The sequence below is a fragment of the Streptomyces sudanensis genome (assembly GCF_023614315.1).
Classification (GTDB): domain Bacteria; phylum Actinomycetota; class Actinomycetes; order Streptomycetales; family Streptomycetaceae; genus Streptomyces; species Streptomyces sudanensis.
Genome location: NZ_CP095474.1, coordinates 4,529,311 through 4,547,385, shown reverse-complemented (window position 1 = coordinate 4,547,385; position 18,075 = coordinate 4,529,311). Strand labels below are relative to the sequence as shown.

Annotated in this window: 17 protein-coding genes and 1 pseudogene; 3 read left to right on the top strand and 15 right to left on the bottom strand. The window is 73.4% G+C overall.

Annotation, left to right across the window (positions count from 1 at the left end; all coding sequences use genetic code 11):
- Positions 1 to 451: 451 nt before the first annotated feature.
- From MW084_RS21050 to pgsA, 14 genes are all read right to left on the bottom strand, one after another.
- Entirely contained in the window at positions 452 to 997 is a 546-nt protein-coding gene (locus tag MW084_RS21050; RefSeq protein ID WP_010470472.1) for an adenine phosphoribosyltransferase, read from the bottom strand.
- Positions 994 to 2,079 carry a protein translocase subunit SecF gene (gene secF / locus MW084_RS21045; RefSeq protein ID WP_010470473.1) on the bottom strand — a complete coding sequence of 362 codons (1,086 nt, stop codon included), beginning with the start codon at positions 2,077 to 2,079 and terminating at the stop codon, positions 994 to 996. The genes MW084_RS21050 and secF overlap by 4 nt, the downstream gene beginning before the upstream one ends.
- A 1-nt stretch (position 2,080) precedes the next feature.
- Positions 2,081 to 3,844 carry a protein translocase subunit SecD gene (gene secD / locus MW084_RS21040; RefSeq protein WP_010470474.1) on the bottom strand — a complete coding sequence of 588 codons (1,764 nt, stop codon included), beginning with the start codon at positions 3,842 to 3,844 and terminating at the stop codon, positions 2,081 to 2,083.
- 149 nt (positions 3,845 to 3,993) lie between these two features.
- On the bottom strand, positions 3,994 to 4,392 hold the full coding sequence (yajC, locus tag MW084_RS21035) for a preprotein translocase subunit YajC (RefSeq protein ID WP_372500039.1): 399 nt from the start codon (positions 4,390 to 4,392) through the stop codon (positions 3,994 to 3,996).
- A 221-nt stretch (positions 4,393 to 4,613) separates the two neighbouring features.
- Complete coding sequence (gene ruvB / locus MW084_RS21030; RefSeq protein ID WP_010470476.1) at positions 4,614 to 5,708, bottom strand: Holliday junction branch migration DNA helicase RuvB; 1,095 nt, start codon at positions 5,706 to 5,708, stop codon at positions 4,614 to 4,616.
- A gap of 33 nt (positions 5,709 to 5,741) precedes the next feature.
- Positions 5,742 to 6,344, bottom strand: coding sequence for a Holliday junction branch migration protein RuvA (ruvA, locus tag MW084_RS21025; protein ID WP_275563739.1), 603 nt, complete (start codon positions 6,342 to 6,344; stop codon positions 5,742 to 5,744).
- The gene (ruvC, locus tag MW084_RS21020; RefSeq protein ID WP_029553623.1) at positions 6,341 to 6,874 is read right to left on the bottom strand and encodes a crossover junction endodeoxyribonuclease RuvC; all 534 of its coding nucleotides are present in this window, start codon (positions 6,872 to 6,874) and stop codon (positions 6,341 to 6,343) included. Before ruvC ends, ruvA begins: the two co-directional genes overlap by 4 nt.
- 136 nt (positions 6,875 to 7,010) lie before the next feature.
- Positions 7,011 to 7,763 (bottom strand): YebC/PmpR family DNA-binding transcriptional regulator, encoded by a 753-nt coding sequence (locus MW084_RS21015; protein ID WP_010472336.1) that lies wholly within the window; start codon positions 7,761 to 7,763, stop codon positions 7,011 to 7,013.
- A 59-nt stretch (positions 7,764 to 7,822) separates the two neighbouring features.
- Positions 7,823 to 8,419 (bottom strand): pyridoxal 5'-phosphate synthase glutaminase subunit PdxT, encoded by a 597-nt coding sequence (gene pdxT, locus MW084_RS21010; RefSeq protein ID WP_010472333.1) that lies wholly within the window; start codon positions 8,417 to 8,419, stop codon positions 7,823 to 7,825.
- Between the two features lie 5 nt (positions 8,420 to 8,424).
- Entirely contained in the window at positions 8,425 to 9,339 is a 915-nt protein-coding gene (pdxS, locus tag MW084_RS21005; protein WP_010472331.1) for a pyridoxal 5'-phosphate synthase lyase subunit PdxS, read from the bottom strand.
- A 242-nt stretch (positions 9,340 to 9,581) separates the two neighbouring features.
- Positions 9,582 to 10,124, bottom strand: coding sequence for a hypothetical protein (locus MW084_RS21000; protein ID WP_010472330.1), 543 nt, complete (start codon positions 10,122 to 10,124; stop codon positions 9,582 to 9,584).
- A gap of 264 nt (positions 10,125 to 10,388) precedes the next feature.
- Positions 10,389 to 11,570 (bottom strand): glycosyltransferase family 4 protein, encoded by a 1,182-nt coding sequence (locus MW084_RS20995; protein ID WP_010472328.1) that lies wholly within the window; start codon positions 11,568 to 11,570, stop codon positions 10,389 to 10,391.
- On the bottom strand, positions 11,567 to 12,478 hold the full coding sequence (locus MW084_RS20990; RefSeq protein WP_010472326.1) for a phosphatidylinositol mannoside acyltransferase: 912 nt from the start codon (positions 12,476 to 12,478) through the stop codon (positions 11,567 to 11,569). The genes MW084_RS20995 and MW084_RS20990 overlap by 4 nt, the downstream gene beginning before the upstream one ends.
- On the bottom strand, positions 12,475 to 13,149 hold the full coding sequence (pgsA, locus tag MW084_RS20985) for a phosphatidylinositol phosphate synthase (RefSeq protein ID WP_010472325.1): 675 nt from the start codon (positions 13,147 to 13,149) through the stop codon (positions 12,475 to 12,477). Before pgsA ends, MW084_RS20990 begins: the two co-directional genes overlap by 4 nt.
- Positions 13,150 to 13,431: 282 nt before the next feature.
- On the opposite strand from pgsA, the pseudogene MW084_RS20980 reads away from it, so the two are divergent.
- The 3 genes and pseudogenes from MW084_RS20980 to MW084_RS20970 form a co-directional block, all read left to right on the top strand.
- Positions 13,432 to 14,414: pseudogene (locus MW084_RS20980) on the top strand (GTP-binding protein); the annotation flags it as partial.
- Position 14,415: 1 nt separating this feature from the next.
- The coding region (locus MW084_RS20975; RefSeq protein WP_275563738.1) for an EF-Tu/IF-2/RF-3 family GTPase at positions 14,416 to 15,645 on the top strand (1,230 nt) is incomplete at its 5' end.
- Between the two features lie 212 nt (positions 15,646 to 15,857).
- The gene (locus MW084_RS20970; protein WP_010472323.1) at positions 15,858 to 17,480 is read left to right on the top strand and encodes a hypothetical protein; all 1,623 of its coding nucleotides are present in this window, start codon (positions 15,858 to 15,860) and stop codon (positions 17,478 to 17,480) included.
- Here the strand turns inward: MW084_RS20970 and MW084_RS20965 are convergent, their stop codons facing one another.
- Entirely contained in the window at positions 17,481 to 18,041 is a 561-nt protein-coding gene (locus tag MW084_RS20965) for an HIT family protein (protein ID WP_010472322.1), read from the bottom strand.
- Positions 18,042 to 18,075 lie beyond the last annotated feature (34 nt).

Below are 18,075 nucleotides of genomic sequence, written 5' to 3'. Positions count from 1 at the left end.
GACAGGGCCGCGCCCTTGGCCTTCGTCGCGTAGCCCGTCTTCGGTCCGGGCTCGCCGAAGCGGCCGCGGTTGTCGGAGACCTCGCTCCGCTTCAGCGGGGGGCTGCCGGCCTTCTTCCGGCCGGTGCAGGCGCCGGGGNCGCNGGCGCCCCTGGGCCGCCCGGGTCCCGGTCCGGGCGGAGGGGGCCGCGCCGGCCCGGGCCGCGCCCGCGACGGCGACGACGGCGGCGGCGAGGGAGGCGGCGGAAACCGTCCCCGTGGCGGTCCTGTACGGGATCCTCATCGGACTCCTCTGGTCGAGATGCCGTGGTCAGCGGCATCGACCAAGATCGCATCAGGGCTCCCGCGCCCGGGAAAAGGAATCCGAGCCTCTTCAGGGCAGGATCCACGGGAGAAGCACGAGGGGCGCCCGGCGTGTGCCGGGCGCCCCTCGGACGCGGTGGGTCCGCCGCTCACATGCGGATGACCGCCTCCAGCGGAGCACCTTCCAGTGCGGACTCCAGGCGGGCCCGGCCGCCGAGGAATCCCAGCTCCATGAGGACGGCCACACCGGCCACCCGGGCGCCCGCCCGGCGGATGAGCCGCAGTGCCGCCTCGGCCGTGCCGCCGGTGGCCAGGACGTCGTCGATGACCAGGACCCGGTCGCCCGGGGCCAGGTCCTCGGCGTGGACCTCGATCTCGGCCGTGCCGTACTCCAGCTCGTACGCCTGCCGGAGCGTGGCGCCGGGGAGCTTCCCGGCCTTGCGGACCGGGATGAACCCGACCCCCGCGGAGACCGCGACGGGGGCGGCGAGGATGAACCCGCGCGCCTCCAAGCCGACGATCTTCGTCGCGCCGAAGCGGACGCACAGCTCGGTGAGGGCTCCGGTGAGCGCGCCGAACGCCTCCGGGTCCGCCAGCAGCGGTGTGATGTCCTTGAACACCACACCGGAGCGGGGATGGTCGGGGACGTCCCGGATGCGCCCGAGCAGGAGCTCCCGGACGTCGGTCGCCGTCATCGCCGGTTCTCCGCGGAACGGCCGCGGCGTCCCCGGGGGCCGACGACGCCGGCGGCGGCGCCCTCCGGCACCCCGTCGAAGGCGTCGCCGTCCTGCTCGGCGCCGTCCTTCGACACGGTGGCGGCCCGCTTGGCGAGGACGCGCCTGCGCAGCGCCTTCATCTGCGGGTCGCGCTCCTTGAGGTCCGCGACGAGCGGCGTGGCGATGAAGATCGAGGAGTAGGCGCCGGCGGCGAGGCCGACGAACAGCGACAGCGAGATGTCGTTGAGCATGCCCGCGCCGAGGAAGCCGCCGCCGATGAACAGCAGGCCGGCGACCGGCAGGAGCGCCACGACGGTGGTGTTGATCGAGCGGACCAGCGTGCCGTTGAGGCTGCGGTTGGCGATCTCGCTGTACGTGTAGCGGGTCTGCTTGGTGATGTCCTTCGAGCTCTCCTTCAGACCGTCGAAGACGACGACGGTGTCGTAGAGGGAGTAGCCGAGGATGGTGAGCAGACCGATCACGGTGCCCGGCGTGACCTCGAAGCCGACGAGCGCGTACACGCCGACGGTGATGGTCAGGTCGTGGATCAGGGCGATGAGCGCGGCGACCGCCATGCGCCATTCGAAGGCGATCGCCAGGTAGAGGACGACCAGGATCATGAAGACGCCGAGGCCGGTCCACGCCTTGTTGGCGATCTGCTCGCCCCAGCTGGGGCCGACCAGCTCGGCGGTGATGTCCTTGACCGGGACGTCGATGCCGGCGGCGATGTCGTCCTTGAGGGAGTTGGCCGCCTCGGTGTCCAGGCCGGAGACCTGGATGCGCAGGCCGCCGGTGCCCAGCTCCTGGACGATCGCGTCGTGCCCGGCGGCCTCCTCGGCGATCTTCTCGGCCTTGGACGCGGAGACGGTGGTCTCGGGCGTCGTGTAGACGGCGCCGCCCTTGAACTCGATGCCCATATTGAGGCCGCGCACGCCCAGGCCGACGATGGCGGTGATCGTGATCAGGATCGAGACGCCGTACCAGAGCATCCGCTTGGCGACGAAGTCGTAGCCGACCTCACCGCGGTAGAGACGGGCGCCGAGATTTCCGAGTCGCGACATCTCACGCCTCCTTCGGTTCGGTCGTGACGGATACGCGGCGGGTGCGGCGCAGCGGCGGCTGCGCACCGAGCCGCTTCGGGTCCAGGCCCGACCACGGGTGCTGGCCGCCGAAGAACTTCCCGCGGGCCAGGAGCGTCATCAGCGGCTTGGTGAAGAAGAACACCACGACGACGTCGAGGAGGGTGGTCAGGCCGAGGGTGAACGCGAAGCCCTGCACCTTGCCGACGGTGACGACGAACAGCACCGCGGCGGCCAGGAACGACACGAAGTCGGAGACGAGGATCGTGCGGCGGGCGCGCGGCCAGCCCCGCTCGACGGCGGGACGCAGGGTGCGGCCCTCGCGGATCTCGTCGCGGATGCGTTCGAAGTACACGATGAACGAGTCGGCGGTGATGCCGATCGCGACGATCGCGCCGCAGACGGCGGGCAGGTTCAGCGCGAAGCCGATGGCCGGGCCGAGCAGCGACATGATCGTGTAGGTGAGGACGGCGGAGACGCCCAGCGACAGGATCGCGATGAGCGACAGGCCGCGGTAGTACACCACCAGGTAGACCACGACGAGGGCGAGGCCGATCGCACCGGCGATCAGGCCGGCGCGCAGCTGCTCGCCGCCGAGGGCGGCGGTGACGGTGGTGACGGACTGCTCCTCGAAGGAGAGCGGCAGCGCACCGTAGGAGAGCATGTTGCCGAGGTCCTGCGCCGTCTTCTGGTTGAAGCTGCCGGTGATCTCCGCCTGCCCGCCCGGGATGGCGAAGCTCACCGACGGGGCGGAGACGACGTCGCCGTCGAGGACGATCGCGAACTGGTTCTGGGGCGACGCCTGCGTGGCGAGCCGACCGGTGACCTCGGCGAACTTCTTGGCGCCCTTGTCGTTGAACTCCAGCTGCACCTTCCAGATGCCGCGCTCGGGGTCGAGCGCGCCCCGGGCGTCGTCGACATCCTTGCCGTCCACGACGGCGGGGCCCAGCAGGTACTTCTCCCACACGCCGCCGTTCTGGCCGCAGGCGAGGGCCGCCTCGGTGGGCTTGGCGCCCTTGACGGAGGCGCGCTGCTTGGGATCGGAGCAGTCGAGCGCGGCGAACCTGGCCTGGAGGCCGGCGTCCGCGGTCGGGTCGGTGCTCGGCGAGACCGCCGGGGCGGGCAGCTGGGAGCCACTGGGGCTCGGCGCGGCGGACGGGCCGCCGGAGGCGCCGGGGCTCGGGGCCTTCCGCAGGGCGTCGGTGAGGGCGCGCCCCTGCGTGGTGGGGCTCGCCGAGGGCGCGGTGACCTCGTCGCCGCCCTTGGTGGGGCTCGCCGAGGGCTTCGGCGACGGGCCGGCGGAGGGGCTGCCGGAGGGCGCCGGTGCCGCGGGCTCGCTCATCGCGACGGACATCACCGGGCGGAAGTACAGCTGGGCGGTGGTGCCCACCTGCTGGCGGGCCTGCTCCTCGTCGGTCCCCTTGGGGATGTTGACGATGATGTTCTCGGTGCCCTGCTTCTGGACCTCGGCCTCCTGGACGCCGAGACCGTTGACGCGGCGTTCGATGATGCCGATCGCCGTGTTCATGTTGGTCTCGTTGACGGCGTCTTCCCTGCCGGGCTCGGCCTTCGCCTTGAGCGTGATGGTCGTGCCGCCCGCGAGGTCGATGCCGAGGCGCGGCGTGGTGTGACCTGACCAGAACATGCCGCCGGTGAGCGCGGCCATCGCGATCAGGATCAGTACCAGGGCGCGCCCCGGCCTTCCCTGGCCCCCCGACGGCCTTCTGCCCTTCTTCGGTGCTGCCACCTTGTCGTATCTCCCTGTCCAACCGCTCGGCGCCGGGTGTGCGCGGGGCGGCCACGAAGTGTGCGTGGGGACCCGCCCCCGCAGATGCAGATGTGACGCGAGCCCGGGAACCGCCGGGCGCCGCGGGCGCCCGGCGGTTCCGCGTGCGGCTACTTCGCGTCGGCCTCGCCGTCGGTCTCGCCCTTCCGGGGCGCGGCGTCGTCCGTGTCGGCCTTCTTGGTGAGGTCCGGCTTCGCGGTGCCGTCGGCGGGGTCGGAGAGCGAGGACGCGTCGTCCGGCACGGCCGGGAGGTCACCGGACTTCACGTCGCCGGAGCCCGTGTCGCCGTGGACGATGCGGTTGTACTCCTCGTCCTCCAGGACGGCGCCGATCGCGTTCTTCGCGTAGACGGCGTGGACGCCCGGCGCCACCTCCAGGAGGACCGTGTCGTCGCCGACCTCCTTGACGGTGGCGTACATCCCCCCGATCGTCCGCACGCCGGTGCCCGGCTGCATCTGGTTGCGCATTTCCACGGCCTGCTGCTGCTTCTTCTTGGCAGAGCGAGTCATGAGGAACATGGCCCCGATGAGCACGATGAAAGGGAGAAGTACGCCGATGTTATCCACGGGACGGAATTCCTTCGCACGACCGCGCTGCTGGGCGGCCTGATCTACGGGGGGTGGGCACACCGCCTGAAGGGGCGGCATCGGCGGAGTCTAAGCGAGTCCGCATCGATGGAACAACGCCCAGCATCCCACCGTGGTTCCTGCCCCGGCGAGTCCCCGCGCCGTCACGCGTCGAACAGACCTGCCTGCCCGGTCCCGGTGCCCGTGGCCTGCGGCGGTACGAGTCCGAGGTGGGACCAGGCGGCCGGAGTGGCGACGCGGCCCCGCGGCGTCCGGGCGAGCAGTCCCTCCCGTACGAGGAACGGTTCCGCCACTTCCTCGACGGTCTCCCGCTCCTCCCCCACCGCCACGGCGAGCGTCGACAGGCCGACCGGGCCGCCGCCGAACAGCTTCAGCAGGGCCTCCAGGACGGCGCGGTCGAGCCGGTCCAGGCCGCGGGCGTCGACCTCGTAGACGGCCAGGGCGGTCGCCGCGATCTCCCGGGTGATGACGCCGTCGGCCCTGACCTGGGCGTAGTCGCGGACGCGGCGCAGGAGGCGGTTGGCGATGCGGGGCGTGCCGCGGGAGCGGCCGGCGATCTCGGCGGCGCCCTCGGGGTCTATCTCCACGTCGAGGAGGCGTGCGGAGCGGTGGACGACGCGCTCCAGTTCGGCGGGGGCGTAGAACTCCATGTGCGCGGTGAAGCCGAAGCGGTCGCGCAGCGGCGGCGGCAGCAGCCCGGCCCGCGTGGTGGCGCCGACCAGGGTGAACGGCGGCAGTTCCAGGGGGATCGCGGTGGCTCCGGGGCCCTTGCCGACGATCACGTCGACGCGGAAGTCCTCCATGGCCATGTACAGCATCTCCTCGGCGGGCCGGGACATGCGGTGGATCTCGTCGAGGAAGAGGACCTCGCCCTCCTGGAGGGAGGAGAGGATCGCGGCGAGGTCGCCGGCGTGCTGGATGGCGGGGCCGGAGGTGATCCGGATGGGGGCGCCCATCTCCGCAGCGATGATCATGGAGAGCGTGGTCTTGCCGAGGCCGGGCGCGCCGGAGAGCAGGACGTGGTCGGCGGTGGCGCCGCGGGCGCGGGCGGCCTTGAGGACCAGGTCGAGCTGCTCGCGGACCTTCTGCTGGCCGATGAACTCGTCCAGGTCCCTGGGGCGCAGCGCGGCCTCGACGGCCTGGTCGTCGCGGTCGGCGACCGATCCCACCAGCCGGTCCGCGTCGGGGCCGGCGGGCCGCTCGGGGGCGGTCGCGTCGGTCGTCTCGTCCCAGTTCACTGAACGTCTCCTCGCGGGGTGGGGGCGGCCGGGTCAGCGGGCGCGGTTGAGGGTCTGCAGGGCCGCCTTCAGCAGCGGGCCGATCGGCGGCTCGCCGCCGGCGGCCTCGGCCTGCGGGGCGACGGCGTCGACCGCGTCGTCGGCCTCGCGGGCGGCGTAGCCGAGTCCGACGAGCGCGGCGTGCAGCTGGTCGCGCCAGCCGGCCGCGCCGGCGGCGGGCCGGGCCGGGCCGGCCGGGGCGCCGAGCCGGTCCTTCAGCTCCAGCAGGAGCTTCTGGGCGCCCTTTTTGCCGATGCCGGGGACGGCCGTGAGGGCCCTCTCGTCACCGGAGGCGACGGCGGCGCGCAGGGCATCGGGGCTGTGGACGGCGAGCATGGCCTGGGCGAGGCGCGGGCCGACGCCGCTGGCGGTCTGGAGCAGTTCGAAGACCTGCCGCTCGTCGTCGTCGGCGAAGCCGTACAGGGTCAGGGAGTCCTCGCGGACGACCAGCGAGGTGTGCAGCCGGGCCTCCCGTCCGGCCCTCAGCGTGGAGAGGGTGTCCGGCGTGCAGTGGAGGACCATGCCGACACCGCCGACCTCGACGACGGCGGTGGTCGGGGTGAGGGCCGCGACCGGCCCGGTCACGAAGGCGATCATGCGGTTCGGCCTTTCGACGCGTGCTGTGCGGCGACCGCCCGCTGGAGGCGGTTCTGCGCGGGGGCCCGCCAGATGTGGCAGATGGCGAGGGCGAGGGCGTCGGCGGCGTCGGCGGGCCTGGGCGGGGCGGAGAGCCGCAGGAGACGGGTCACCATGGCGCCGACCTGTGCCTTGTCGGCGCGGCCGCTGCCGGTCACGGCGGCCTTGACCTCGCTGGGGGTGTGCAGCGCGACCGGGAGGCCGCGGCGGGAGGCGCAGAGCACGGCGACGGCACTGGCCTGGGCCGTGCCCATCACCGTGCGGACGTTGTGCTGGCTGAACACGCGCTCCACGGCGACCAGGTCGGGCCGGTGCGCGTCGAGCCACTCCTCCATGCCGCGTTCGACGGCGACGAGCCGGTGGCCGAGGTCGGCGTCGGCCGGCGTGCGGATGACGCCGACGCCGAGCATGGTCAGCGGGCGTCCCGCGACCCCCTCGACGACGCCGATCCCGCACCGGGTCAGACCCGGGTCCACCCCAAGCACGCGCACGCGGCCTCCTTCTCTCTCCCCCGGTCACCTCCGGGGGGTACCCCCGGTTCCTGCAGGTTATCGGCCGGCACCGACAACGCGACGGGCCGACGGGGTGGTCCCGTCGGCCCGTGTCGTCGGACGGCGTCGTCGCGGATCAGGCGTCGACCTTCGCCATGACGTCGTCGGAGACGTCGAAGTTGGCGAAGACGTTCTGCACGTCGTCGCTGTCCTCCAGCGCGTCGATCAGCTTGAAGATCTTGCGGGCGCCCTCCTCGTCCAGCTCGACCTGCATGGTCGGGACGAAGCTGGCCTCCGCCGACTCGTAGTCGATGCCGGCGTCCTGGAGGGCGGTGCGGACCGCGACCAGGTCGGTGGCCTCGCTGATCACCTCGAAGGTCTCCCCGAGGTCGTTGACCTCCTCCGCGCCGGCGTCGAGGACCGCGCCGAGCACGTCGTCCTCGGTCAGGCCGCCCTTGGGGAGGATCACGACGCCCTTGCGGTTGAAGAGGTACGACACGGAACCGGGGTCGGCCATCGAGCCGCCGTTGCGGGTCATCGCGACGCGGACGTCGGAGGCGGCGCGGTTGCGGTTGTCGGTGAGGCACTCGATGAGCACCGCGACGCCGTTCGGCCCGTAGCCCTCGTACATGATCGTCTCGTAGTCGGCGCCGCCGGCCTCCTGGCCGGAGCCGCGCTTGACCGCGGAGTCGATGTTCTTGTTCGGGACCGACTGCTTCTTGGCCTTCTGGATGGCGTCGTAGAGCGTGGGGTTGCCCTCGGGGTCGCCGCCGCCCGTGCGGGCCGCGACCTCGATGTTCTTGATCAGCTTCGCGAAGAGCTTGCCGCGCTTGGCGTCGATCACGGCCTTCTTGTGCTTCGTCGTGGCCCATTTAGAGTGGCCGGACATCTGCCTGTCTCCTTCGCGTAACCGAACTCGGAACGAACCCCAGAGATCCTACCGGGATCTCATGCGCCCACGGCGCGCACCATGTCGACGAACAGGGCGTGCACGCGGTGGTCGCCGGTCAGCTCCGGGTGGAACGACGTGGCGAGCGCGTTGCCCTGCCGTACTGCGACGATGTGGCCGTCGTACTCGGCGAGGACCTCGACGGAGGCGCCGACGGACTCGACCCAGGGGGCGCGGATGAAGACGCCCTCCACGGGGCCGCCGTCCACGCCGGCGACCTCGACGCGCGCCTCGAAGGACTCGTTCTGCCGCCCGAAGGCGTTGCGGCGGACGATCATGTCGATGCCGCCCAGGGTCTCCTGGCCCGACCGGGGGTCGAGGATCTTGTCGGCGAGCATGATGAGCCCGGCGCAGGTGCCGTAGACGGGCATGCCGGCCGCGATGCGCGCGCGCAGCGGTTCCGCCATCCCGAACAGGTTCGCCAGCTTGGAGATGGTGGTGGACTCGCCGCCCGGGACGACCAGGCCGTCGACCTCGGCGAGCTCCTCGGGGCGCCGGACCGGCCTGGCCGTGGCGTCCGCCGCGGCCAGGGCGATCAGGTGCTCCCGTACGTCGCCCTGGAGGGCCAGGACGCCGATGACGGGGGTGGTGCCCATGGCCGTTACCAGCCCCGGTTCGCGTAGCGCTCGGCCTCGGGCAGGGTGTCGCAGTTGATGCCGACCATGGCCTCGCCCAGGTTGCGGGAGGCGTCCGCGATGATCTTCGGGTCGTCGTAGAAGGTGGTGGCCTTCACGATGGCGGCGGCGCGCTTGGCGGGGTCGCCGGACTTGAAGATGCCGGAGCCGACGAAGACGCCCTCGGCGCCGAGCTGGCGCATGAGCGCGGCGTCGGCGGGGGTGGCGACGCCGCCGGCGGAGAACAGCACGACCGGCAGCTTGCCGAGCTCGGCGACCTCCTTCACCAGCTCGTACGGGGCGCGCAGCTCCTTGGCGGCGGCGTACAGCTCGTTGTTGTCGTAGCCGCGCAGCCGGGCGATCTCGTTCTTGATCTGGCGCAGGTGGCGGACGGCCTCGACGACGTTGCCGGTGCCGGCCTCGCCCTTGGAGCGGATCATGGCCGCGCCCTCGGCGATGCGGCGCAGGGCCTCGCCCAGGTCGGTGGCGCCGCACACGAACGGGGTGGTGAAGGCCCACTTGTCGGAGTGGTTGACCTCGTCGGCCGGGGTGAGGACCTCGGACTCGTCGATGTAGTCGACGCCGAGGGACTGCAGGACCTGCGCCTCGACGAAGTGGCCGATGCGGGACTTGGCCATGACGGGGATCGAGACGGCCTCGATGATGCCCTCGATCATGTCCGGGTCGGACATCCGGGCCACTCCGCCGTCCTTGCGGATGTCGGCGGGGACCCGCTCCAGCGCCATGACGGCGACGGCGCCGGCGTCCTCGGCGATCTTCGCCTGCTCCGGCGTGACGACATCCATGATCACGCCGCCCTTGAGCTGCTCGGCCATGCCGCGCTTGACGCGCGCGGTGCCGGTCTCGGGGGACTGCGGGGGGGTGGTGGGCGTGGTGGACACGTCGGACCTCATTCGGGAAAACGGGGCGGGCGCGGAGCCCGGGGACAACACGGGCGAGCAAACACGGCCGGAGCAGTCCACGGCAAGAGCCAATGGGAAGACGGTGGCCCGATTCGATGTGGCCGGATTCCGCCCGTACGGAGTGCCGGACCCCTGGCGGGCGCCGCCCGCGCCGCCCACCGCCGTCTGCCGTGCCCGCCGCCGGGCGCCGTCCGTGCGTCGGGCCGTCCGCGCGGGTCCGCTCAGGACGGCCGGTCCGCCAGTGCGGCCGGCGGCTCGTCGTCCATCTCGAAGGCCATCGGGAACGGCGCGTGCCCCGCCAGCCGGAACCAGCGCACCTTCCGGTGCCGGCGCAGCGCCCGCGCCGCCCGCACGGCGTCGTTGTGGAACCTCCGCGCCATCGGCACCCTGCGCACCGCGGCGGCCAGTTCGCCCGCCGCCTCCTCCCCGCCGGGGGCCCGGCGCACCGCCTCCGTCTGCTCCGGCTCGCCGAACACCGCGCGCAGCGCCTGGCTCAGCTCGCTCTCGGCGACCTCCCGCTGCTCCTCCTCCGCCTGCCGCGCGGCGTGGGCGGCCTGGTAGAGCACGATCGACGCCGCCGGGTCGAGGATCCCCGACGTGGCCAGCTCCTGGGCGACCGAGGCGCGTCGCAGCAGCTGCGCGTCGAGCGCGGCGCGGGCGGCGTCGATCCGGGCGTGCAGCCGGTCGAGCCGCCCCGCGGTCCAGCTCAGGTACAGGCCGATCGCGAACAGGGCGACGGCGATCCAGATCAGCGTTTCGATCACGGGCGGAAAGGCTACCGGGCCGCCCCGGCGGGGCCTTCACCCTCGGGCACGGCGCGGAGGGCGCCCGGCGGCGGCCGGCCGGGGCGGCGGCGGGGACCAGATCGGGCCTGGCCCCGGGCTTCCGCACACCCGGTGCCGTTCCCCCGCTCCCGGGCGGATCCCCCGCCGGACCGGTACCGGACGGCGACGGTCCGTACCGTACGGCGGCGCGACCGGCGGCCCCGGCGGACCGCACCGGGGGGTTCCGGGCCCGCCGCGAGGCCCTCAGTCCCGCACCAGCCCCCAGCGGGCCAGCAGGCCCGTCGTCCGGTCGTCCGCCGCGACCGACGCGGCCCCGTCCGTCACCGTCTCGTACACCGCCAGGATGTCCGCGCCGACCGTCGACCAGTCGAAGCGCCGCACGTGGGCGCTGCCCCGCGCACGCAGCCCGGCACGCCGCTCCCCGTCCCCCAGCAGCCTGATCGCGGCGTCGGCGAGGGCGTCCGCGTCCTCGTTGGGGAACAGGTCGCCGGCCGCCCCGTGGTCGAGGACCTGCGCGAACGCGTCGAGGTCGCTGGCGAGCACCGGGGCGCCCGCCGACAGGGCCTCGACCAGGATGATGCCGAAGCTCTCGCCGCCCGTGTTGGGCGCCACGTACACGTCGACGCTGCGCAGCAGCCGCGCCTTGTCCTCGTCGCTGACCATCCCGAGGAACTCCACGTGCCGCCGCGCCCCGGCCGGCAGCGACGCGACGGCCTCCTTCTCGTCGCCCCGCCCCGCGACCAGCAGCCGCGTCCCGGGCCGGGCCTCCAGGATCCTCGGCAGGGCCCGCATCAGTACCGGCAGCCCCTTGCGGGGCTCGTCGATCCGGCCGATGAACCCCAGGGTCCCGCCCCCGGCCGCGTCCCGCGACCGCCACTCCTCCTTCGGCTCGGCGCGGGCGAAGAAGTCCACGTCGACGCCGTTGGGGATGACCACCGCGTCACCGCCCAGGTGCTCCACCAGCGTCCGCCGCGCGTACTCGCTCACCGCGATGCGCGCGCTGATCTTCTCCAGCGCCGGCTGGAGGATCGGATACGCCGCGATCATCGCCCGCGACCGGGGGTTGGACGTGTGGAACGTCGCCACGATCGGGCCCTGCGCGGCCCAGCACGCCAGCAGCCCCAGCGACGGGGAGGCCGGCTCGTGGATGTGGATGACGTCGAACGTGCCCTCGGACAGCCACCGCCGCACCCGCGCCGCCGACAGGAACCCGAAGTTCAGCCGGGCCACCGACCCGTTGTACGGCACGGGCACCGCCCGCCCCGCCGACACGACGTACGGCGGCAGCGGCGTCCCCTCGTCCGCGGGCGCCAGCACCGACACCCGGTGGCCGAGCCGGATCAGGTGCTCCGCCAGGTCGCGGATGTGGAACTGGACGCCGCCGGGGACGTCCCAGGAGTACGGGCAGACGATGCCGATCCTCATCTCGGCCCCTTCCCGGGGTCCAGGTCGGCCGCCCACAACCGCTGCAGCATGTGCCAGTCCTCCGGGTGGTCGGCGATGCCGCCGGCGAAGACATCCGCCAGGGCCTGCGTCATCGCGGCCGTCCTCTCGGCCCGCGTCCCCGACTCCGGCACCTCGACCGGCGGGTGGATCCGGCCGCGCATCGTCGCCGCGCCGTCGTACCAGAGCGTCGCCGGCAGCAGCAGCGCCCCGGTGTGCTGCGCGAGCAGCGCCGGGCCCGCCGGCATCCGCGCCCGCTCCCCGAAGAAGTCCACCTCGACCCCGGACGACGACAGGTCGCGGTCCGCGACCAGGCACACCAGCCCGCCCGACCGCAGCCGCCGCGCCAGCGCCCCGAAGGCGGACCCGCCGGTGTGCGGCAGGACCTCCATGCCCAGGGACTCGCGGTACGCCACGAACCGGTCGTACAGGGACTCGGGCCTCAGCCGCTCCGCGACCGTCGTGAACGGAATGCCCAGCGCCCGTGTCGCCCAGACGCCCGCCAGGTCCCAGTTGGCCAGGTGCGGCAGCGCCAGCACCACCCCCCTCCCGGCGTCGAGGCAGTCCGTCAGGCGGTGGATGTCCTCGATCTCGACGGACCGCGCCACCCGCTCCGTGCTCCACGACGGCAGCCGGAACGACTCCATCCAGTAGCGCATGTACGAGCGCATCCCGGCCCTCGACAGCTCGGCGAGCCGCTCGGGCGGGGCGTCCGGCACGACCCGCGCCAGGTTCGCCTCCAGCCTCAGCACCCCCTGGCCGCGCCGCTTCCACGCCGTGTCCGCGATCCGCCGCCCGAGCCCGGCGGCGACCGGTTCCGGCAGCCTCTTCACCGTCGCCCAGCCCAGTCCGTACAGGGCGTCCGCCAGGCGCTCCCCCGCGGTGCTCACGACGCGCTCCCCCGTTCCGCGCGCGGACCTCCGCCGGCCGCCGCGTCGGCCTCCGCCGCCTCGCGCCGGACCGTCACCACCCGCTGCCCGAGGGTGACCGCGCTGCCCACGGCCACCAGCCACAGCGCCACCGGCAGCAGCACCCGCACACCCGGCACGCCGAACGCGTGCAGCCCCGCCAGCCCCGCCGCGACCAGCGACACCACCAGCCGCTCGGCCCGCTCCACCAGGCCGTTCACCGCGACGGGAAGCCCGATGGACTCCCCGCGCGCCTTGGTGTACGACACGACCTGGCCGCTCGCCAGGCAGAAGATCGACACCGCGCACAGCACCTCGTCGTCGCCGCCGCCCGCGTACCACAGCGCGAACCCGCCGAAGATCGCTCCGTCCGCGACCCGGTCGAGCGTCGAGTCCAAGAAGGCGCCCCAGCGGCTGGAGACACCCGCCTGACGTGCCATGTTGCCGTCGACGAGGTCGGAGAACACGAACAGCGTGATCACGATCGTGCCCCAGAAGAACTCCCCGCGCGGGAAGAAGACCAGCGCTCCCACCACGACGCCCGCGGTCCCGACGAGCGTCACCGCGTCGGGGCTCACCCCGCGTCGGAGCAGGAACGCGGCGAGCGGTGTGAGAACACGCGTGAAGAAAGCACGCGCGTACTTGTTCAGCATGGCCTTCCCGAGGGGTCGGTGGTGCCCGGGCGGCCCGTTCGGCCACCGGCTGGCCCATCGTAGCCACGCGCGCTCCCTCCCCACCCCGGGCACCCGGGCGGGCCACCGCCCCCGACGTCGGCGGAAGCCCGTCGTATGGACGGGGCCGGGGCGGAGTGGAAAGCTCGAAGGACCACCGCGGACGCCGACGGAGCCGTCCCGCCGGGGCCGCAGCCGGGCCCCGCGCCGCTCCCGCGTCCGCGCCCCCACCTCACCGTCCACCGGCGATCGGGAGGAAGAACCATGGGCGACAAGGCGAACACCCGCACCGGGGCCGCCGGAAGGGCGGCGGCGGCCGATCGGCCCTCCTCCGTGAGGAACGTGGTGCTGGTCGGCCACAGCGGATCCGGCAAGACCACCCTCGTCGAGGCCCTCGCCCTCACCGCGGGCGCCGTCAACCGGGCCGGACGGGTGGAGGACGGCTCCACCCTCTCCGACCACGACGAGATCGAACACCGCCGGCAGCGGTCCGTGCAGCTCTCCCTCGTCCCCCTCGAATGGGCCGGCTGCAAGATCAACCTCCTGGACACCCCGGGCTACGCCGACTTCGTGGGCGAGCTCCGCGCCGGCCTGCGCGCCGCCGACGCCGCGCTCTTCGTCGTCTCGGCCGCACAGGAGGCCGAGGCCGTTCCCGGTTCCACCCGCCTGCTGTGGGAGGAGTGCGCGGCCGTCGGCATGCCCCGCGCCATCGTCGTCACCCACCTCGACACCGCCCGCACCGACTTCGACCGGCTCACCCGCCTCTGCGGCGAGCTCTTCGGCGGGGACGACCCCGACGCGGTCCTCCCCCTCCACGTGCCCGTGTTCGGCCCCGCGGCCCCCGACGGGCACGCCCCCGCCACCGGCCTCGTCGACCTCCTCGCCCGCCGGGTCCTCGACTACTCGTCCGGGGAGCGGAGGGAGTGCCCCCCGGACGACGCCCGGCTCGCCCCCGTCGAGGACGCCCGCAACCGCCTCGTCGAGGGCATCATCGCGGAGAGCGAGGACGAGACCCTCATGGACCGCTACCTCGGCGGTGAGGACGTCGACCTCAAGACCCTCGTCGAGGACCTGGAGAAGGCCGTCGCGCGGGGCGCCTTCCACCCCGTGCTCGCCGCGGCCCCCGCACCGCCCGGCGCCGGGCAGGGCCTGGGCACCGTCGAGATCCTCGACCTGGTCGTCCGCGGTTTCCCCACTCCCCTGGAGCGCCCCGTCCCCGAGGTCACCACCCCGCGGGGCGAACCCCGNCCCGCCCTGGCCTGCGACCCCGATGGCCCCCTCGCCGCCGAGGTCGTCAAGACCACCTCCGACCCGTACCTGGGCAGGATCTCCCTCGTCCGCGTCTTCTCCGGCACGCTCCGCCCCGACGACACCGTGCACGTCTCCGGGCACGGCCTCGCCGACCGCGGCCACGAGGACCACGACGCCGACGAACGCGTCGGGGCCCTCTTCGCCCCCTTCGGCCGGCAGCAGCACCAGATGGACCACTGCGTCGCCGGCGACCTCGCCTGCGTCGCCAGGCTCTCCCGCGCCGAGACGGGCGACACCCTCTCCGCCAAGGACGACCCGCTCCTCATGGCCCCCTGGACCCTGCCCGACCCGCTGCTCCCCTTCGCCGTCCGGGCCCGCGGCAAGGCCGACGAGGACAGGCTCTCCCAGGGGCTGGCCCGGCTCGCCGCCGAGGACCCCACCCTGCGCCTGGAGCAGAACCGGGAGACCGGCCAGGTCGTCCTGTGGTGCCTCGGCGAAGCGCACATGGACGTCGCCCTCGAACGCCTCCGCACCCGCCACGGCGTCCAGGTCGACGTCGTGCCCCACGAGGTCGCCCTGCGCGAGACCTTCGCCGCCCCCGCCGCGGCCCGCGGCCGGCACGTCAAACAGTCGGGCGGGCACGGCCAGTTCGCCGTCTGCGACATCCGGGTGGAGCCGCTGCCGCCCGGATCCGGCGTCGAGTTCGCCGACGAGGTCGTCGGCGGAGCCGTGCCCCGCCAGTTCGTCCCCTCCGTCGAGAAGGGCGTACGCGCCCAGGCCGCGCGCGGCGTCGCCGCCGGGTACCCGCTCGTCGACGTCCGCGTCACCCTCGTCGACGGCAAGGCCCACTCCGTGGACTCCTCCGACGCCGCCTTCCAGACCGCCGGGGCGCTGGCCCTGCGCGAAGCCGCCGCCGACGCCCCCGTCGGCCTGCTGGAGCCCGTCGCCGAGGTGCGCGTCCTCGTCCCCGAGGAGTACGTCGGCCCCGTCATGAGCGACCTCTCCGGCCGCCGGGGCCATGTCGTCGGCACCGAGCAGGCCGGCCCCGGCCAGGCCCTCGTCCGCGCCGAGGTCCCGGAACTCGAGATCGACCGCTACGCCGTCGACCTCCGCTCCCTCACCCACGGCACCGGCCGCTTCGACCGCGTCCGCGTACGGTACGAGCCCATGCCGTCGCACCTTGCCGAGCGGGTCCGCCGGGAGCGCCACGCCCGGTCCGCCCGCTGACCCCGCCGGCTCCGCTCCGGGTCCGCCCGCCGGCCCCTCGGGGCGGGCCGGCCCGGCCGCCTCCCTCCCCGCCTCCTCGTCGCCCTGACGCGCCTGCCCGCTCCCCGATAGGCTGGGGGGCCCGGTTCGGCAGGTGTGCGCCGCGGCCGAGTGGGGAAGGGCCGCAGTGCGGAAGAACTGCGGCACATGCGTCGATGGGGGCGGAAGACACGATGGACAGTTTCGGTCCGGGGGCGCAGGTCCCGCTCCAGGGTTCGGCCGGTCAGACGGTGCCCATGAGCGCCCTGGCCTCCGCCGCGTACCGCGACAGCCCGATGGAGGACATCCTCAAGGCCAACAACGAGTGGTACGAATCCACCGTCAAGAAGGGCAAGTTCTCCCTCTTCGAGCCCAACCTCGGCGAGGCGTTCTCGCGCGCCGTCGTCGTCCGCATGCTCGGCGGCGGCCGCAAGCCGATCATCCAGTCCTTCGGCACCGAGCCCCGGCCGGTCGTCGAGCACTGCCTCTCCGCCAACCGCATCCGCAAGCAGCGCGACCTGCGCCTCACCCTCATCACCCTGGTGTGCGGCGTCCTGTTCCTGCCCGGGCTGCTCCTCTGGCTGGTCGTCTTCCAGCTCCGCCGCACCCTGGCCGGCGCCTCCAACAAGCGCGCCGGCGCGGCCGGTACGGCGCTCCTCGTCGGCTTCGGCATCCTCGCGGCGCTCGTCCTCGTCAAGCTGCCGCTCGCCGGCCTGCTCTACCTCTACCTCCGCGCCATGGTCATCGCGCCGGTCGTCGGCTGGTTCCTCGCCAAGCACGTCTGCGAGACCACCGCCAAGGACCTCCGCGCGCGCTGGGAGGCCCTCCTCAGCGGAGGCGGCGTCGCCACCAAGATCCCCGAGGCCGTCCCCCAGAACCCGGGCGAGACCGCCGCCGAGGAGCTCCGCCAGTCCCTCGAGAGGCTCACCGCCGAGCAGCGCTCCAACGTCGTCTTCTACGCCGGCCCGCGCGGGATACTCGGCATGGGCACCCGCTGGGGCGGCTGGCACCTCGCCGAGGAGCTCAAGCCCCGCGACGGCAAGGAGATCCACGCCTTCCGCACCTGGGACCTCGTGCGCGCCATCCACGACCAGCTCAAGCTCCTGGAGCGCGGCTCGCTGAAGACCGGCTTCCCCGCCCCGTCCGTCAACCACTGGATCGTGGTCCCCGTCGGCGACGGCGCCAAGGCCGTCGCCCGACCCGAGGGCGAGGACGTCGTCCAGTACCAGGTGAAGCCGCACGAGATCCAGCGCATCTGCAACGAGAACCAGTTCGGCAAGGGCAACCGCCACTACCTCGGCGTGCAGTTCGTCCTCTGGGACGGCCAGTTGGTGCTGACCATGCTGGTCACCGTCACGGTCCTGCTGCACACCCTGCGCATCGAGGTCTCCGGGCACGCCCTCGGCCCGGTCCACTCCTTCTTCACCACCAAGCCGTCCGGGAAGAGCAAGCAGGTCGCCAAGGCCGTGCGGTTCTGGGAGACCCGCGAGATCAAGCTGCCCCTCGTGGAGACCAACGAGGTCGTCCGCCTCGCCGTCCGGGCGCCGTTGACCTGGTTCCCCCATATCCTGGACTTCCTCGGCGGCAAGCTCGTCCTGCCCGAGCCGTTCGGCCTGCGCCACGCCTGGGCCCAGGCCCCGTGGAAGCACCGCTTCATGGCCGACGACGTCATCCGCGCCTCCACCCCGGTGATGCGCGCCGTGCACGCCGCGACCGTCAAGATGCTCGACGAGCACGGCGTGGACACCGGCTCCATCGCCGGCAGCAACTTCACGGCCGACCCGGCGCCGAGGAAGGCCGACGTGTACGACGCCTGATCAGGCGTCGGGCCAGGCGTCCGCCAGCATCCGGCGCGTGTCGGCCAGGAGCTGCGGCAGGACCTTGGTGTGGGCGGTGACCGGCATGAAGTTGGTGTCGCCGCCCCACCTCGGCACGACGTGCTGGTGCAGGTGGGCGGCGATCCCCGCGCCGGCGGCGCCCCCCTGGTTCATGCCGATGTTGAACCCGTGCGCCCCGGAGGCCGTGCGCAGCGCGGTCATCGCCCGCTTGGTGAACACGGCCAGTTCGGCCGTCTCCGCCTCGTCGAGGTCGGTGTAGTCGGCGACGTGCCGGAACGGCACGACCATCAGGTGGCCGCCGTTGTACGGGTAGAGGTTGAGCACCGCGTAGACGCTCCCGCCCCGTGCGATGACCAGACCGTCCTCGTCGGACTTCGCCGGGATCGAGCAGAAGGGGCAGCCGTCGCCGGCCCCCGAGCCGGTGGGCTTGTTCTCCCCCTGGATGTACGCCATCCGGTGGGGCGTCCACAGGCGCTGGAACGCGTCCGGCGCCCCCACTCCGATCTGCTGCTCCGGCTCATTCGTCATGCGGGCCAGCATATGGCCACGGCGGGGCCCGGGAACGCCGAGGGGC

What these genes read in the sequence shown, in the direction of transcription:
- MW084_RS21050 (WP_010470472.1), bottom strand. Translation starts at nt 997, where the DNA reads ATGACGGCGACCGACGTCCGGGAGCTCCTGCTCGGGCGCATCCGGGAC.
- secF (WP_010470473.1), bottom strand. Translation starts at nt 2,079, where the DNA reads ATGTCGCGACTCGGAAATCTCGGCGCCCGTCTCTACCGCGGTGAGGTC.
- yajC (WP_372500039.1), bottom strand. Translation starts at nt 4,392, where the DNA reads ATGACTCGCTCTGCCAAGAAGAAGCAGCAGCAGGCCGTGGAAATGCGC.
- ruvA (WP_275563739.1), bottom strand. Translation starts at nt 6,344, where the DNA reads ATGATCGCCTTCGTGACCGGGCCGGTCGCGGCCCTCACCCCGACCACC.
- MW084_RS21015 (WP_010472336.1), bottom strand. Translation starts at nt 7,763, where the DNA reads ATGTCCGGCCACTCTAAATGGGCCACGACGAAGCACAAGAAGGCCGTG.
- pdxT (WP_010472333.1), bottom strand. Translation starts at nt 8,419, where the DNA reads ATGGGCACCACCCCCGTCATCGGCGTCCTGGCCCTCCAGGGCGACGTA.
- MW084_RS20995 (WP_010472328.1), bottom strand. Translation starts at nt 11,570, where the DNA reads ATGAGGATCGGCATCGTCTGCCCGTACTCCTGGGACGTCCCCGGCGGC.
- pgsA (WP_010472325.1), bottom strand. Translation starts at nt 13,149, where the DNA reads ATGCTGAACAAGTACGCGCGTGCTTTCTTCACGCGTGTTCTCACACCG.
- MW084_RS20970 (WP_010472323.1), top strand. Translation starts at nt 15,858, where the DNA reads ATGGACAGTTTCGGTCCGGGGGCGCAGGTCCCGCTCCAGGGTTCGGCC.
- MW084_RS20965 (WP_010472322.1), bottom strand. Translation starts at nt 18,041, where the DNA reads ATGCTGGCCCGCATGACGAATGAGCCGGAGCAGCAGATCGGAGTGGGG.